The following is a 14,973-nucleotide window of genomic DNA, read 5'->3' as shown; positions in this document are numbered from 1 at the left end:
TTTGCTGGTTTTCTTGGTTTCGCGGCACCGGCCCAGGCCGCAAACTGAAACCTAGGCAATCGGGGAAGCCCAAGTGACGACAGCCTTCATCACAGGAGCAACGAGCGGCATAGGGCGGGCCATGGCGGTCGCGTTGAGCGACGCCGGCTATGACGTCTATGCCGTCGGGCGCAGCCAGGCCGCGCTCAAGGAGTTGCAGGCCGAACGGCCCGGCATCGTGCCGATCGCCGTCGACGTCACCGACCGCGAGGCGCTGGAATCGGTCGTGGCGGATCTCACCATCGACGTGCTGATCAACAACGCCGGCATCATGCCGCCGCTCGGCAATTTCGCCGACATGAAGATCGCCGACATCGACACCGCGCTCGAGGTGAACGTCAGCGCGGCGATCCTGCTCACCCGGCTCGTCGTGCCGCAGATGCGCGAGCGGCAGTCGGGGCATATCCTGTTCACCGGCTCTTCCGCCGCCCATGCGGCATTCCCCAACGTCGCCGTTTATTCTGCCACCAAGGCGGCACTCGCCGGCTTCGCCGCCGCGTTACGCGCCGACCTTTCCCCCCATGGCATCCGCGTCACCGAGATAGTGCCCGGGCGCGTCGAAACGCAGCTCTACAAGGACATCCTCGACCCGGAGGCGAGAGCCGCCATGTACGCCGGCAACGTCGCCGTGCAGCCGGACGACGTGGCCAAAATGGTCGTCGCCCTGCTCGGCCTACCGGCATCGGTCGACGTGACCCGCTTCGACATCATGCCGACCCGGCCGACCAGCCCGAGCGGCAGCAAGCAAGGAAAATAGGATGAAAGATCTTTCCGTTCTCATCGTTGGTGGCGGCGCCGGCCTCGGCGCGCTTTTGGCTCGCATGGCGGTAGAGGCCGGGGCGGCAAAGATCGGCATCATCGACATCAACCAGGGCGCCGCCGAATCCGCGCTGGAGCCGGCCAAGGCCAAGGGCCTGCCGACGGCCACCGCGACCTGCGACATCCAGGTCGGTCCTCAGTGCCACACCGCCTTCGAGGCCATCGTTTCGACGCTCGGGCGCGTCGACACGCTGATCAACTGCGCCGCGATCTATCCGCGCCGCCCGCTCCTCGAGATTACCGATGCCGAGTGGGACGCCTCCAACGGCATCAACATCAAGGGCACCTATCACATGATGGTGGCGGCGGTTCGCCACATGCAGTCGCAGGAGCCGAAAGCCCAGGTGCGCGGACGGATCGTGAACCTGACTTCGGTGGATGCTTTCAAGGCGCACCCGCAGAACGCCCACTACGCGGCAACCAAGGCGGCGGTCGTCAGCCTGACGCGTTCCTTCGCCCATCACGTGGCCAAGGACGGTATCCTGGTGAATTCGGTGGCGCCGGCCGGCATGGCCACGGAGAAGGCTAAAGCCCTCGGCTTTCTGGAGGAACTGGCCAAGGCGAGCCCCCTCGGCCGCGGCGCCGAGCCGACCGAGATTGCCGAGTGGGTGCTCATGACCGGCGGCCCCAAGAACACCTATATGACTGGCGAAAACGTTATCATTTCAGGTGGTTACGTCTACGCCTGACGCAACTTCGGCTGCCGACAGGCGGCGGAAGATGCGGCAGTGCATGAATGAGCGGAGTCTCGAACAAACGGAGGCGGAACTTAGATGACCGGCAAGCTTCGCCTTCCCTCGCTGAATGCGCTGCGTGTCTTCCACGCCGTTGCGCAGCACAAGAGCTTCCGGCAGGCGGCCGACGAACTGCTGGTCACGCCGCAGGCGGTCGGCCAGCAGATCAAGCTCCTGGAAGACACGCTCCAGGTGACGCTGTTCGAGCGCAAGGGGCGGTCGATCGAGCTGACGGAGTCGGCGATCCTGCTGTCGCACTACGTCAAGGCCGGCTTCGACGAGTTTTCGGAGGGCGTCCGCCGCGTCACCAAGTCGAACTACCGGGACCGCATCAACCTCAATGCGAGCCCGTATTTCGCCACGCACTATCTGCTGCCAAGGCTCTCGCTGTTCCGCGAAATCCTGCCGGGCGCCGACCTGCGCCTGACGACGATGGTCGACCTGCCCGATTTCGGGCGCGACGACATCGATATGACGGTGCAGTGGGGTTACGGCGGCTGGCCCGAATACGAGACCACGCTGCTGGTGCCGGACCCGAAGATCATCTGCTGCACGCCAGCGATCGGCGAAAAGATCAAATCGGCGCAGGACCTGACACGCTTCACGCTGCTCGACACCGTCAAGTCGAAGCGCCTGTGGCCGGACATATTGCGCCACCTCGCCGTCGAGCAGACCGAGGGCGACCGCAGCATCAGCTTCGATGACGCGGCCACCATGCGCCGCGCGACCCTGCAAGGCATCGGCGTGGGCTTGGTCTCGGTGATCGATGCCGAGGAAGATCTGCGGTCGGGCGCACTGGTGGCGCCGATCGGCCGCGACGCCATTGTCGATATGAGGCCGGAGGAAGTTCCAGGCTTCTACCTCGTCGTCCCGCGCGGGCATCTGCGCGTCAAGGCCGTGGCCGCCTTGCATCGGTGGCTCGTGCAGCAGGATTGGGGAAGCGATCTGAAGCTCTCCTCCTTACCGAAACCGACTCCGCTCTCCGAATAGGAGCGGCTTCGCGACTGAGGTCCGAAAGACGGCTTTCGGATCTCCAACAACAAGAAACGGAACAACCTCAACAGTGGAGACAACAGCATGAAAATGATGCAATGGGGGGCTGTGGCCCTGGCCGTTGGCCTGGTTCATTTCGCGGCGCCGGCCGAGGCCGCGGGCGGCAAGACGCTCGAAGCCGTCAAGGCGCGCGGCGTGCTCAACTGCACCGGCCATGACGGCTCCTATCTCGGCTTTGCCGAGGTGGACGACAAGGGCAACTGGAAGGGCATGGACATCGACCTTTGCAGGGCGGTGGCCACCGCCGTGTTCGGCGACCCGGCAAAGCTGAAAGTGGTTCCGATCAGCTGGGCCCAGCGCTGGCCGTCGCTGCAGTCGGGAGATGTCGACATCATCATCAAGGCCTCGGGCGGCACGCTCAGCCGCGACACCGAGCTCGGTCTGCAGTTCTCCATGTCCTATTATCTCGGCACGACCAAGGTGATGGCGCACAAGGAGCTGAACCTGAAGTCGCTCAAGGACGCCAATGGCGGCACGATCTGCATTCCCGCCGGAACGACCATCGAGCAGCAAGTTGCCGCCTATGCGCAGAAGATCGGGATCAAGCTGGAGCCGGTCGTCATCGAAAAGACCGAAGAGCTCGAGCAGGCATACTTCTCGGGCCGATGCGACATGTACGCCCAATGGGGGCCGGTCCTTGCAATCGCGCGTGTCGCTAAGGGCAAGGTGGACGACCACGTGATCCTGCCCGACGTGCTTGCCGTCGAACCCGAAGTCATGATCGTGCGGCAAGGCGACGACAACTGGGTCGACGTCGCCAACTGGACGCTCAGCGCTCTGCTCTTTGCCGAGCAGGAAGGCATCACCTCCAAGAACGTCGACGAGGTCAAGGCCAAGCCCACGTCGCCGGCGGTCGCCAAGTTCCTCGGTGCCTCGCCAGGCATGGGCAAGGGTCTCGGGCTCGCCGACGACTGGGCCTACAACGTGATCAAGAAGGTCGGAAACTACTCGGAGATCTTCGATCGCGATCTCGGCAAGGAGTCGCCCTACAAGATGGATCGCGACCTGACCAACCTCTGGAACAATGGCGGCGTCCTGTTCCCGCTGGTGATCGACTGATCCGCTTCTAGACGTATCCCGCCATGGGTTCCGCCTGGCTGTCGCCGGGTGGAACCGGCGGCTATTCAGGAAGGACTGGGCAGATGATCAGCCTGCTGAGAAATCAGAAGGTCCGCAACGCGCTGTTGCAGGTCTTCTATGTCGGCTCGCTTGCAGCGCTTGTGCTTGCCGGCGTGGTGATCGCGAGGCGCAACCTTGCCGAGCAAGGGATCACTTCGGGATTCGACTTCCTCTACAAATCGACGGGCTGGGATGTGAGCTTCTCGCTCCTGCCCGTCACGGCCAATGATCCTTATTGGTGGTTCTTCCTCATCGGCATCATCAACACGCTGTTCCTGGGGAGCATCGGCCTGCTCCTGGCAACAGTCGTCGGAACGGTCGTCGGTCTCGCACGGACTTCCTCCAACGAATTGGCGCGGCTGCTCGGCCGCACCTATGTCGACATCTTCCGCAACATCCCGCTGATCCTCCAGGCCTTCTTTTGGTATGCGATCATCACCCACCTGCCGACGCCTCGCGCCGCGCATGAAGCCTGGGGCATGCTGCTGACCAGCCGTGGGCTCTACCTGCCTGCTCCCAATGTCGGCGGCGTGGCAATGGCGCTGGCGATTTTGCCCTTGTTCGCGGCCGTCGCGCTGCCGGTCTGGCTGGGCCGGACCTCGCGGCTCAGCCGGCCGGTCGGCGAACGGCTCGTCATCCAGCTCGCCGGGATTGCGGCAGCGCTTGCCTGCGCGGTTCTCATCCTCATAGTCGGTCGCTTGCCCGATGCACCGCTGCTCGACTTCCCTGCCCTGCAAGGCCTCAACCTCAAAGGGGGCTTGCGCATTCCGCCGGAGTTTTCCGCGCTGGCAGTCGCCATCGCTATCTATGGCGGCTCCTACATCGCCGAGATCGTGCGCGGCGGTTTCAAGGCCGTCGGCAAGGGCCAGGTCGAGGCTGCGCTCTCACTGGGGCTCAGCCCCTGGCGTGTCTTCACTCTGGTCAAGCTGCCGCTTGCGCTGCGGGCCATGCTGCCGATCCTCGCCAACCAGTATGTCTGGCTGATCAAGGCGACCACGATGGGCATCGCGGTCGGTTTCACCGACTTCTTCATGATCGTGGCACTGACCATCAACCACTCCGGCCAGACCCTGGAAGCGATCGGCATCCTGATGGCTGGCTTTCTGACCATCAACCTTAGCCTCGCCGCAGTGTTCAACCGCATCAACAAGGCGATTGCCCTCAAGGGCAATCAACTGAGGGGATGAGAAAATGGAAATGGTCGTTGTCGCACCACCTGCTCCTGGAACGCTCGAGGATCTGAGACGACGCTTTTTTGCGACGCCGCTTCAGGCCTTGTTATCGCTGGTCTCCCTGGCGATCATGGTCCTGCTGGCCTGGAAGCTGCTCAACTGGGCGATCTTCTCGGCCGTGTTCACCGCGAGCGGCGGGCCAGAGGCCTGCCAGGCGGCGGCGGGAGCCTGCTGGTCGGTCATCGCCGCCAGGTGGCGCATCATCCTGTTCGGTCTTTATCCCTTCGAGGAACAGTGGCGCTCGGCGCTGGCCTGCGTCACGGTGGTGGTGATGACGGTGCTGAGCTGCATCCCGGCCTTCTGGACCGGACGCCGCATCGGACTGGTCTGGGCAGCCGGGGCAGCCCTCTATTACGTGCTGATGAAAGGCGGCGTGCTTGGCCTTCCCTATGTCGGCGAGGAAGCCTGGGGCGGTCTGGCGCTCACTCTCTTCATCTTCGTCACCACCTGCCTGATCGGTTTCCCGCTGGCGATCTGCCTGGCTTTGCTGCGCCGCTCCGGGCTGCCCTGGATTTCCCGGATCACCGGCATCATCATCGACTCGGTCCGCTCGCTGCCGCTGATCTCGATCCTGTTCACCTTCGCCATCGTCCTGCCGTTCGCGTTGCCGCAGTGGCTGGTGGGCGACAAGCTCTACCGGGTGATCCTGGGTTCGGCCCTGTTCTTCTCCGCCTACCAGGCCGAGATCGTCAGAGGCGGCATGCAGGGCGTGTCGAACGGACAGGAGGAGGCCGCCATGGCGCTCGGCATGAACTATTGGCAGCGCATCGGCCGCATCCTGCTACCGCAGGCCATGCGCAACGCGCTGCCGGCCACGATCAACCAGTTCGTCATCTCCTTCAAGGAAACCTCGCTGGTGGTGATCGTCGGCTTCTTCGAGATCCTGGCCTCCGGCAACGCCGCCTACGGCACCGGCGAATGGCGCTTCGCCTATGTCGAAGTCTACGCCTTCATCGCCTTCATCTACTTCGTCTTCGTCTTCAGCCTGTCCCGCTACGGCGCCTTCTTGGAACGCCGCATGTCGGTCGGCGAACGATAGGAGGCGGGCATGAATTCGACGCAGTCACCCGGCGCCGCCGTGCGCATCGAAAACCTCGACAAATACTATGGGACATTCCACGCGCTGCGGAATGTGAACCTGTCCGTCGAGCGCGGCGAAAAGATCGTCGTCTGCGGTCCCTCGGGCTCGGGCAAATCTACCATGATCCGCTGCATCAACCGGCTGGAGCAGCACAATGGCGGCCGCATCACCGTGCTCGGCACAGAGCTCAACGACGATGTCGGCAACATCGACGGTATCAGGCGCGAGGTCGGCATGGTTTTCCAGCACTTCAACCTGTTTCCGCACATGACGGTGCTGGAGAATTGCATGATTGCTCCGATGATCGTCCGCAAGCGACCCCGAGCGGAAGCCGAGGCAACCGCCCGGCGCTATCTGGAGAAGGTCCGCATTCCCGAGCAGGCGACGAAGTTTCCCGGTCAGCTCTCCGGCGGCCAGCAGCAGCGCGTCGCGATCGCGCGCGCGCTCTGCATGCAGCCGCAGATCATGCTGTTCGACGAGCCGACCTCGGCGCTCGATCCGGAAATGATCGCCGAGGTGCTGGATGTCATGGTCACGCTTGCCTCTGAAGGCATGACGATGATCTGCGTCACGCATGAGATGGGCTTTGCGCGCCGGGTCGCCGACAGGGTGATCTTCATGGACGGCGGCGAGATCGTCGAGGAAGCGCCGCCTGAGGAGTTCTTCACCTCTTGCCGTAACGAGCGCACCCGGCAATTCCTGTCGCAGGTCCTGGGTCATTGATCCGGGTGCCGCCACTGTCTGTACGCGGCGTGCCGCACATGTCAGGTATCTCAATGACCGACCCCGTCACCACGTTGCGCCAAATTCTCGGCCCGAAAGGCTGGCTTTCGGGCCCTGACGCCGAGCCCTACCAGCGCGACTGGCTCAACCGTTATGGCGTTCGGCCCCTTGGCGTCGCCCGGCCGTCGAATACCGCCGAGGTGGCCGCACTCGTCAAGGCGTGCCGCGAGGCAGGACTTGACGTTGTACCGCAAGGTGGCAACACAGGCCTGTGCGGTGGCGCCGTGGCCCAGCAGCCCAACGCGGTGATCGTATCTCTTTCGCGCATGGCGGCAATCGGCGAACCGGATCCGGACGGCGGATCGATCCTTGTCGAGGCTGGCGTCGTGCTCGCCGCGCTGCACGAGGCGCTCGAGCCGCATGGCCTGATGTTCCCAATGCATCTCGGCGCCGAAGGCAGCGCCAGGATCGGCGGCCTGATCGGCACCAATGCCGGTGGCAGCCAGGCGTTTCGCTTCGGCATGATGCAGGATCTTGTGCTCGGCCTCGAAGTCGTGACCCCGGACGGCGCAATATGGGACGGCCTGCGCGCGGTGCAGAAGGACAATGCCGGCTACCAGCTGCGCAAGCTTTACTGCGGCGCCGAAGGCACTCTGGGCATCGTGACGCGCGCGGTGCTGCGGCTTTATCCCACGCCGCGCCAGCAGGCGGGCGCGCTGCTCGTCATGTCCGACTTCACCGCCGCCGTTTCCTTCGGCGCCTACCTGCGCGGCGAGGCCGGCGAGTTCCTCGCCGGGCTCGAGTTCTTCTCCGATATCGGCCTGGCGCTGGCGCTCAAGCACTTGCCCGATCTCGCCTATCAGTTGGAGACACGCGGCGAAGTCTACCTGCTCGTCGAGCTGGCGTCGGGCTCGACGCGCGTTCCGCTCGACGACATCCTGGCTTCGGCGCTGGAATGGGGCATGGAGCAAGGCCTGGTCGTCGATGGCGCGCTGGCCACGTCGGGCGCGCAGCGGGCGCAATTCTGGCGCCTGCGCGAGGAACAGCCCGAGGGGCAGCGGCTCGAAGGCGAGCAGTTGAAGCACGACATCTCGGTGCCGCCGGGCGCGATCGCCCGCTTCATCGAGGTCGGCGCCAAGATTTGCGACGACATCCTGCCCGGCGTCCGGATCAACCCGTTCGGGCATCTCGGCGACGGCAACATCCACTACAATCTGTCGCCACCGGAGAATCGCGCCGATTTCGACGGCAAGGCGGGACGGTTCGCCGAAGCGCTGGCGTCACTTGCCACGGAAATGGGCGGCAGCTTCGCGGCCGAGCATGGGTTGGGCCGCGCCAAGATCGTCATGGCGGAGCGAAACCGCAGCATTGTGGAGCGGGAACTCATGGCACGGCTGAAGGATGCGCTCGACCCGCACGGCACCATGAATCCCGGTGTGCTGGTGCGCTCACCACTATAAAGAAGAACTTTCGAATGGATCGCATTTCTTGATTTCGCCGCGATCCACCAGAGTGCAGGAATAAATCCGAAAAGGCAGGCTCGGTCCGCTTGCCGCAAGTTCCAAGAGGATTTCGAAGCATGGTCCGCAATGGCGGTCACCTTCTTGTCGAGTGCCTGATTGCGCTGGGCGCGACCAAGAGCTTCGGCGTTCCCGGCGAAAGCTATCTGGCCGTCCTCGACGCGCTTCACGACACCCATGGCAAGTTGGATTACGTGCTCTGCCGCAACGAGGGCGGCGCGTCGTTCATGGCCTCGGCTTATGGCAAGCTGACCGGCACGCCGGGTATCTGCTTCGTGACCCGCGGTCCGGGCGTGACCAATGCCGGCATCGGCGTCCATACGGCCATGCAGGACAGTTCGCCGATGATCCTGTTCGTCGGCCAGGTCGGCACCGACATGAAGGGGCGCGAGGCCTTCCAGGAAATCGACTACCGGGCCGTCTTCGGCACCGTCGCCAAATGGGCGGTCGAGATCGACGACGTCGCGCGCCTGCCCGAAATCGTGGCGCGGGCCTGGACCACAGCCTTGACAGGACGGCCCGGCCCCGTCGTCGTTGCGCTGCCGGAAGACATGCTGACAACCATGACGGAAGCTGCGACGCTCAGCGGTCCGGCTGCCGTTTTCGAAGCCGCGCCAGCGCAGGAAGCGATTGGCGCTGCGCTGAAGATGCTGGCGGCGGCCGAAAAGCCGGTCCTGCTCATGGGCGGCGCCAACTGGACGGCGGACGGACGCGCCGCTCTTCAGGCCTTCGCCGAGGCCTCTGACATTCCCGTCGTCGCGGCGTTCCGCTACCAGGACCAGTTCGACAACCACTCGCCGGTCTTCGTCGGCGAGGCCGGCGTCGGCATGGTGCCCCATGTTAAAAACCTGATCCGCGAGGCCGACGTGATCCTCGCCGTCAATGTCCGCTTCGGCGAGATGACAACAGACGGCTACACGTTGTTGTCCGTGCCCGTGCCGCGCCAGAAGCTGATCCATGTCCACGGCTCCGACCGCGAGATCGGCAAGATCTATGTGCCCGCGATCGGCGTCCATGCCGGCCCGAATGCCTTCGCCAGAGCGCTCGCCCCGATTAAAGGCGCTTGGGCGGAATGGCGCGCAGCGGCGCGCGAGGCCTATGAAGGCACCTTCGCCGCGCCCGTCCAGCCCGGCCCGGTCGACATGGTCGCGGTCAGCGCCTGGCTGCGTGAGAACCTGCCGGCCGATGTCATCCTCACCAACGGCGCCGGAAATTTCACCGTATGGCCGAACAAGTTCTTCAAGTTCGGTCCGCGGGCGCGACTGCTCGCGCCGCAGTCGGGAGCGATGGGCTACGGGCTGCCGGCCGCGGTCGCCGCGAAGGTCGCCTATCCGCAGCGCACGGTCGTCTGCTTTGCCGGCGACGGCGACTTCCAGATGAACTGCCAGGAACTGGGGACCGCCATGCAGGCGGGCGCACAGCCCATCGTGCTGATCGTCAACAACGGCATCTATGGCACGATCCGTGCCCATCAGGAGCGCAACTATCCGGCCCGCGTCTCCGGAACCACGATCGAGAACCCTGACTTCGTGGCGCTGGCAAAGGCTTACGGTTTTCACGCCGAGCGGGTCGAAGCCACGCAGGATTTCGCGGCGGCGTTCGAGCGAGCGCTGCAGTCCGGGACAGGCGCCGTCCTCGACATCGCAGTCTCGCCCGAAGCGCTCACACCCCGGCAGACCCTCTCCCAGATGCGCGACGCCGCGCTCGCTTCCCAGAAGGCCAAGGCATGACCTCCAGAACTGACGACATCCGCCTCGGCGCGGACATCGGCGGCACCTTCACCGACATCGCCCTCGACGTCAGGGGGACGATGTTCTCGACCAAGGTGCTGACCAACTACGCGGCTCCCGAGCAGGCGATCCTCGACGGCATCGCCGTCGTCGTCCGCGATGCCGGCATCTTGCCCGCCGAAATCGGCATCATCATCCACGGCACCACGCTCGCAACCAACGCGCTCATCGAGCGGCGCGGGGCCAAGACCGCGCTGGTCACGACGGAAGGATTCCGCGACGTGATCGAGATGCGCACGGAAAACCGCTTCGAGCAATATGACCTCAGCCTGCAACTGCCGACGCCGCTCATCCCGCGCGAGGATCGTTTCACGGTCAAAGGCCGCATCGGCGCCGAAGGCCAGGAGTTGCAGCCGCTCGACGAAGCCGCTCTTGAAGAGATCGCTGACAAGATTGCCGCCGGCGGCTTCGGCTCGGTGGCGATCGGCTTCATCCATGCCTACGCCAACGCGGAGCACGAGCGCCGCGCCCGCGAGATCCTCTCCACGAAGCTCGGCATTCCGATCTCGATCAGCGCGGAAGTCTCGCCACAGATGCGCGAGTTCGAACGCTTCAACACCGTCTGCGCCAACGCCTATGTGCGCCCGCAGATGGCCAACTATCTGGCGCGCCTGCAGACACGACTGAAGGAGATGGGCGCCGAATGCCCGGTCTTCATGATCCATTCGGGCGGCGGGCTGATCTCGGTGGAGACAGCTTCGGAGTTCCCGGTGCGGCTGGTCGAGTCCGGCCCGGCTGGTGGCGCCATCTTCGCCGCCGATATCGCCCAGCGTTTCGGCCTGGAGAAGGTCGTTTCCTACGACATGGGCGGCACGACCGCAAAAATCTGCCTGATCGAGGACTATGCGCCGCGCACGGCCAGAACCTTCGAAGTGGCGCGCACCTACCGCTTCTCGAAAGGCTCCGGCATGCCGATCTCCATCCCGGTGATCGAGATGATCGAGATCGGCGCGGGCGGCGGCTCCATCGCCTGGGTCGACGCCATGGGCCGCATCCAGACCGGGCCCGAAAGCGCCGGATCGGAACCGGGCCCGGCCTGCTATGGCCGCGGCGGCAAGCGCCCGGCGATCACCGATGCCGACCTGGTGCTCGGCAAGCTCGATCCCGACAATTTTGCCGGCGGCGCAATCAAGCTGGACACCATTGCGTCCGAGCAGGCCATCCTGCGCGACGTCGGCGAGCGCCTGTCGCTCGATGCCATGTCGACGGCCTTCGGCATCTGCGAGGTGGTGGACGAAAACATGGCGAACGCGGCACGCGTCCATGCCGTCGAGAACGGCAAGAACATCTCCGACAATCTGATGATCGCGTTCGGCGGCGCGGCCCCGCTTCACGCCGCAAGGCTCTGCGAGAAGCTCGGCATCGACCAGTGCATCGTTCCCCGGGGCGCGGGTGTCGGCTCGGCGATCGGCTTCCTGAAAGCGCCGTTCGGCTATGAGGCGCTGGCGTCGAAACTGACGCGCCTGTCGCGGTTCAAGCCGGCCGAGGTCAACGCGTTGCTTGCGGACCTCAAGGCCTCCGCCGAAGGCTTCGTGCGCAGCGGCGCCAGCGGCAGGATCGTCTGCGAGATCACCGCCTTCATGCGCTATGCCGGCCAGGGCTGGGAAATTCCCGTGCCGCTGGCGGACGAGCCGTTCGGCGACGATGCGGTCGCAAGGCTCAAGGACCGGTTCGAGGAGAACTACCAGCGCTTCTTCGGCCGCGCCATCGAAGGGCTCGACGGGTTGGAGATCGAGATCGTCACTTGGTCGGTCAAGGCGACGGATGTCCGGCCCGCCGTCACCAGGCATGAACTGGCCACCGGCAAAAAGACCAAACAACCAACGACGACGCGCGAGGTCTTCGATCCGGTCAGCGGCGCGCCGCGCAGCTACGGCATTGTCGAGCGCGACACACTTTGCACCGGCGACCGCGTGGCCGGCCCGGCAGTGATCGTCGAGCGTGAGACCTCGACCGTCGTCACCACCAGCTTCGACGCCGTCATCCAGAGCGACGGCGCAATCCTTCTGACCCGCAAAGGCAGCCAGGCATGAGCGACCCAGGCACGAACAGCATTGGCGAAATCCGCATGCAGGTCATGTGGAACCGCTTGATCTCGGTGGTCGAGGAGCAGGCGCTCACCTTGCTGCGCACCGCCTTCTCGACCTCGGTGCGCGAATCCGGAGATCTGTCGGCCGGCGTGTTCGACCCGCGCGGCCAGATGCTGGCGCAGGCCGTGACCGGCACGCCTGGCCACGTCAACACCATGGCCGAGGCCGTGCTGCATTTCATGAACGAAATCCCGCGCGAGGACATGTTCGAGGGCGACACCTATGTCACCAACGATCCCTGGCAGGGCACGGGCCATCTGCACGACATCACCATGGTGTCGCCGTCGTTCCTCAACGGCGAACTGGTGGCGTTCTTCGCCTGCACGGCGCATGTGGTGGATGTCGGCGGGCGCGGTTTCGGCGCCGACGGCAAGTCGGTCTACGAGGAAGGCATCCAGATTCCGATCATGAAGTTCGCGGAGAAGGGCAAGATCAATCTCGACCTGGTCAGGATCCTGCGCGCCAATGTCCGGGAGCCGAACCAGGTCGTCGGTGATTTCTACTCGCTCGCCGCCTGCAACGAAGTCGGCCACCGCCGCCTCGTCGACATGATGAAGGAGATCGGCCTGACCTCGCTCGACGGGCTCGGCGAGTTCATCTTCTCGCGCACCCGCGACGCCATGCTCGAACGCATCAAGGCGCTGCCCAAGGGCAGCTGGTCGAACGAGCTGGTGACCGACGGTTACGACGAGCCGGTCAAGCTCGCGGCCACGGTTTCGGTCCGCGACGACCATGTCGAAGTCGATTTCACCGGCACCGATCCGATGAGCCGCTGGGGCATCAACTGCCCTATCATCTACAGCAAGGCCTATGCCTGCTACGCGCTGAAATGCGTCGTGGCGCCGGACATTCCCAACAACGCCGCCTCGCTTGCCTTCTTCACCGTGTCCTCACCGGTCAACATCCTGAACGCCGTGCGGCCGGCGCCGGTGGCGCTGAGACACATCTTCGGCCACATGGTTCCCGATCTCGTGCTCGGCGCGATCTCTCAGGCTTTGCCGGGCAAGATCCTCGCCGAGGGCGCAGGCGCGCTATGGAACATCCACATCTCGGTTCGCCCGGTCGCGGGCAGCTCGGGCCGCCGCGCCGAGGTGCTGATGTTCAACTCCGGCGGCATGGGCGCGCGTCCCGGGCTCGACGGCTTGTCGGCGACGGCCTTTCCGTCGGGCGTGCACACGATGCCGATCGAGGCGACGGAGCACACCGGGCCGATCGTCATCTGGCGCAAGGAACTGCGCCCGGACTCAGGCGGCGACGGTGAATTCCGCGGCGGCCTGGGGCAGATCATCGAGATCGCAGCAATCGAGGGGCACGAGTTCGACTTCTCAGCCATGTTCGACCGCGTCAACCATCCGCCGCGGGGACGCAATGGCGGCAAGCCCGGCATCGCCGGCGTGGTCAAGCTCGATGACGGCACGAAGATGCGACCGAAGGGCTGGCAGCATGTGCCGGCCGGGCGTCGGCTGATCCTCGAACTGCCGGGCGGTGGCGGCTATGGCGATCCGTTGAAGCGCAGCGCCGCCGCGCAGGCCAACGACCGATCCAAAGGATACAACTCGGAGAACGACAGATGAGTTATCTTGCCTCGCGCCTGTCGGTGGTGAAGCCTTCGGCCTCGATGGCGGCATCGCAGGCCGCCAAGGCGTTGCGCGCCAAGGGGGTCGACGTGATCGACCTCGGGCTCGGCGAGCCCGATTTCCCGACCCCGCTTCACATCATCGATGCCGCCCATTTCGCCGCGAAAGCGGGACAGACGCTTTACACGGCAGCCGCCGGTACAGCCGAGGTGCGCGAAGCCGTGGCCGGCAAGTTCCGGCGCGAGAACGGACTCGACTATGTGGCCGACGATATCGTCGTCGCCAACGGCGCCAAGCAGATCATCTTCAACGCGCTGATGGCGACGCTGGAGAGCGGCGACGAGGCGATCCTGCCGGCCCCCTACTTCGTTTCCTATCCGGAGATGGTGAAGCTGCTCGGCGGCACCCCGGTCGTCGTCGAATGCCCGGAAACCACCGGTTTCCGATTGACGCCGGCGCTGCTGGAAAAAGCGATCACGCCAAGGACAAAGTGGCTTTTCCTCAACACGCCCGGGAACCCGTCTGGCGCGGTCTATTCCGAGGCCGATCTCAAGGCGCTAGGCACTGTGCTGGCGAAGCATCCGCAGGTGCTGATCCTCTCCGACGAGATCTACGAGCACATTCTCTTCGACGGACGCGAATTCGCGTCCTTCGGCAAGGCCTGTCCCGGGCTCAAGGACCGGACATTGATCGTCAATGGCGTGTCGAAATCCTATGCCATGACCGGCTGGCGCGTCGGCTATGCGGCCGGACCCGCGCCGCTCATCAAAGCGATGTCGACGATCCAAAGCCAGTCCTGCACGTCGGTGTGCTCGATCGCCCAGGCAGCGACCGTCGCCGCGCTCAACGGCCCGCAGGACGAGGTGGCGCGTTTCCGCCAGGCCTTCGAGGCGCGCCGCGACCTGGTCGTCGACGGCATCCGCAAGATCAACGACCTGACGCTGTCGCCACCGGACGGCGCTTTCTACGCCTATATCGGCTGCGCCAGCCTGATCGGCCGCAAGACGCGCAAGGGCGCCGTGCTGGAGGATGATGCGGCCGTGGCAAACTATCTTCTGAACGAAGGCCGGGTGGCGTCGGTGCCCGGCGTCGCCTATGGACTGTCACCCTATTTCCGCATCTCGACCGCGACCAGCGAAGAGGTGCTGACCGAGGCGATCGCGCGGATCAACGCCGCCGTCGCGCAAGTGGAGTAG

At 64.8% G+C, this 14,973-nt stretch carries 12 protein-coding genes; all 12 read left to right on the top strand.

Going from position 1 to position 14,973, the window contains the following annotated elements; genetic code table 11:
- Positions 1–73 precede the first annotated feature (73 nt).
- Positions 74–796 carry an SDR family oxidoreductase gene (locus EN853_RS14790; RefSeq protein ID WP_126088252.1) on the top strand — a complete coding sequence of 241 codons (723 nt, stop codon included), beginning with the start codon at positions 74–76 and terminating at the stop codon, positions 794–796.
- Position 797: 1 nt separating this feature from the next.
- A complete protein-coding gene (locus tag EN853_RS14785) occupies positions 798–1,547 on the top strand; it encodes an SDR family oxidoreductase (protein ID WP_127860496.1) in 750 nt (249 codons plus the stop codon).
- 84 nt (positions 1,548–1,631) lie between these two features.
- A complete protein-coding gene (locus EN853_RS14780) occupies positions 1,632–2,582 on the top strand; it encodes a LysR substrate-binding domain-containing protein (protein WP_127860495.1) in 951 nt (316 codons plus the stop codon).
- A gap of 87 nt (positions 2,583–2,669) precedes the next feature.
- Positions 2,670–3,704 carry an amino acid ABC transporter substrate-binding protein gene (locus EN853_RS14775; RefSeq protein WP_127860494.1) on the top strand — a complete coding sequence of 345 codons (1,035 nt, stop codon included), beginning with the start codon at positions 2,670–2,672 and terminating at the stop codon, positions 3,702–3,704.
- A gap of 83 nt (positions 3,705–3,787) precedes the next feature.
- On the top strand, positions 3,788–4,951 hold the full coding sequence (locus EN853_RS14770) for an ABC transporter permease subunit (protein ID WP_127860493.1): 1,164 nt from the start codon (positions 3,788–3,790) through the stop codon (positions 4,949–4,951).
- Positions 4,952–4,955: 4 nt separating this feature from the next.
- A complete protein-coding gene (locus EN853_RS14765; protein WP_127860492.1) occupies positions 4,956–6,035 on the top strand; it encodes an amino acid ABC transporter permease in 1,080 nt (359 codons plus the stop codon).
- A 9-nt stretch (positions 6,036–6,044) separates the two neighbouring features.
- The gene (locus EN853_RS14760; RefSeq protein ID WP_127860491.1) at positions 6,045–6,800 is read left to right on the top strand and encodes an amino acid ABC transporter ATP-binding protein; all 756 of its coding nucleotides are present in this window, start codon (positions 6,045–6,047) and stop codon (positions 6,798–6,800) included.
- Positions 6,801–6,838: 38 nt separating this feature from the next.
- Positions 6,839–8,260: an FAD-binding oxidoreductase gene (locus EN853_RS14755; protein ID WP_245516989.1), complete on the top strand. Its 1,422-nt coding sequence runs from the start codon at positions 6,839–6,841 to the stop codon at positions 8,258–8,260.
- Positions 8,261–8,379: 119 nt separating this feature from the next.
- The gene (locus EN853_RS14750; protein WP_127860490.1) at positions 8,380–10,050 is read left to right on the top strand and encodes a thiamine pyrophosphate-binding protein; all 1,671 of its coding nucleotides are present in this window, start codon (positions 8,380–8,382) and stop codon (positions 10,048–10,050) included.
- Complete coding sequence (locus EN853_RS14745) at positions 10,047–12,143, top strand: hydantoinase/oxoprolinase family protein (protein WP_127860489.1); 2,097 nt, start codon at positions 10,047–10,049, stop codon at positions 12,141–12,143. Before EN853_RS14750 ends, EN853_RS14745 begins: the two co-directional genes overlap by 4 nt.
- Complete coding sequence (locus EN853_RS14740; RefSeq protein WP_127860488.1) at positions 12,140–13,774, top strand: hydantoinase B/oxoprolinase family protein; 1,635 nt, start codon at positions 12,140–12,142, stop codon at positions 13,772–13,774. The genes EN853_RS14745 and EN853_RS14740 overlap by 4 nt, the downstream gene beginning before the upstream one ends.
- The gene (locus EN853_RS14735; RefSeq protein WP_127860487.1) at positions 13,771–14,973 is read left to right on the top strand and encodes a pyridoxal phosphate-dependent aminotransferase; all 1,203 of its coding nucleotides are present in this window, start codon (positions 13,771–13,773) and stop codon (positions 14,971–14,973) included. The genes EN853_RS14740 and EN853_RS14735 overlap by 4 nt, the downstream gene beginning before the upstream one ends.

The organism is Mesorhizobium sp. M1C.F.Ca.ET.210.01.1.1 (genome assembly GCF_004791585.1).
Lineage (GTDB): Bacteria > Pseudomonadota > Alphaproteobacteria > Rhizobiales > Rhizobiaceae > Mesorhizobium.
Note: the sequence above shows the minus strand (reverse complement) of the source record. Positions and strands in the feature narration are given on the sequence as shown.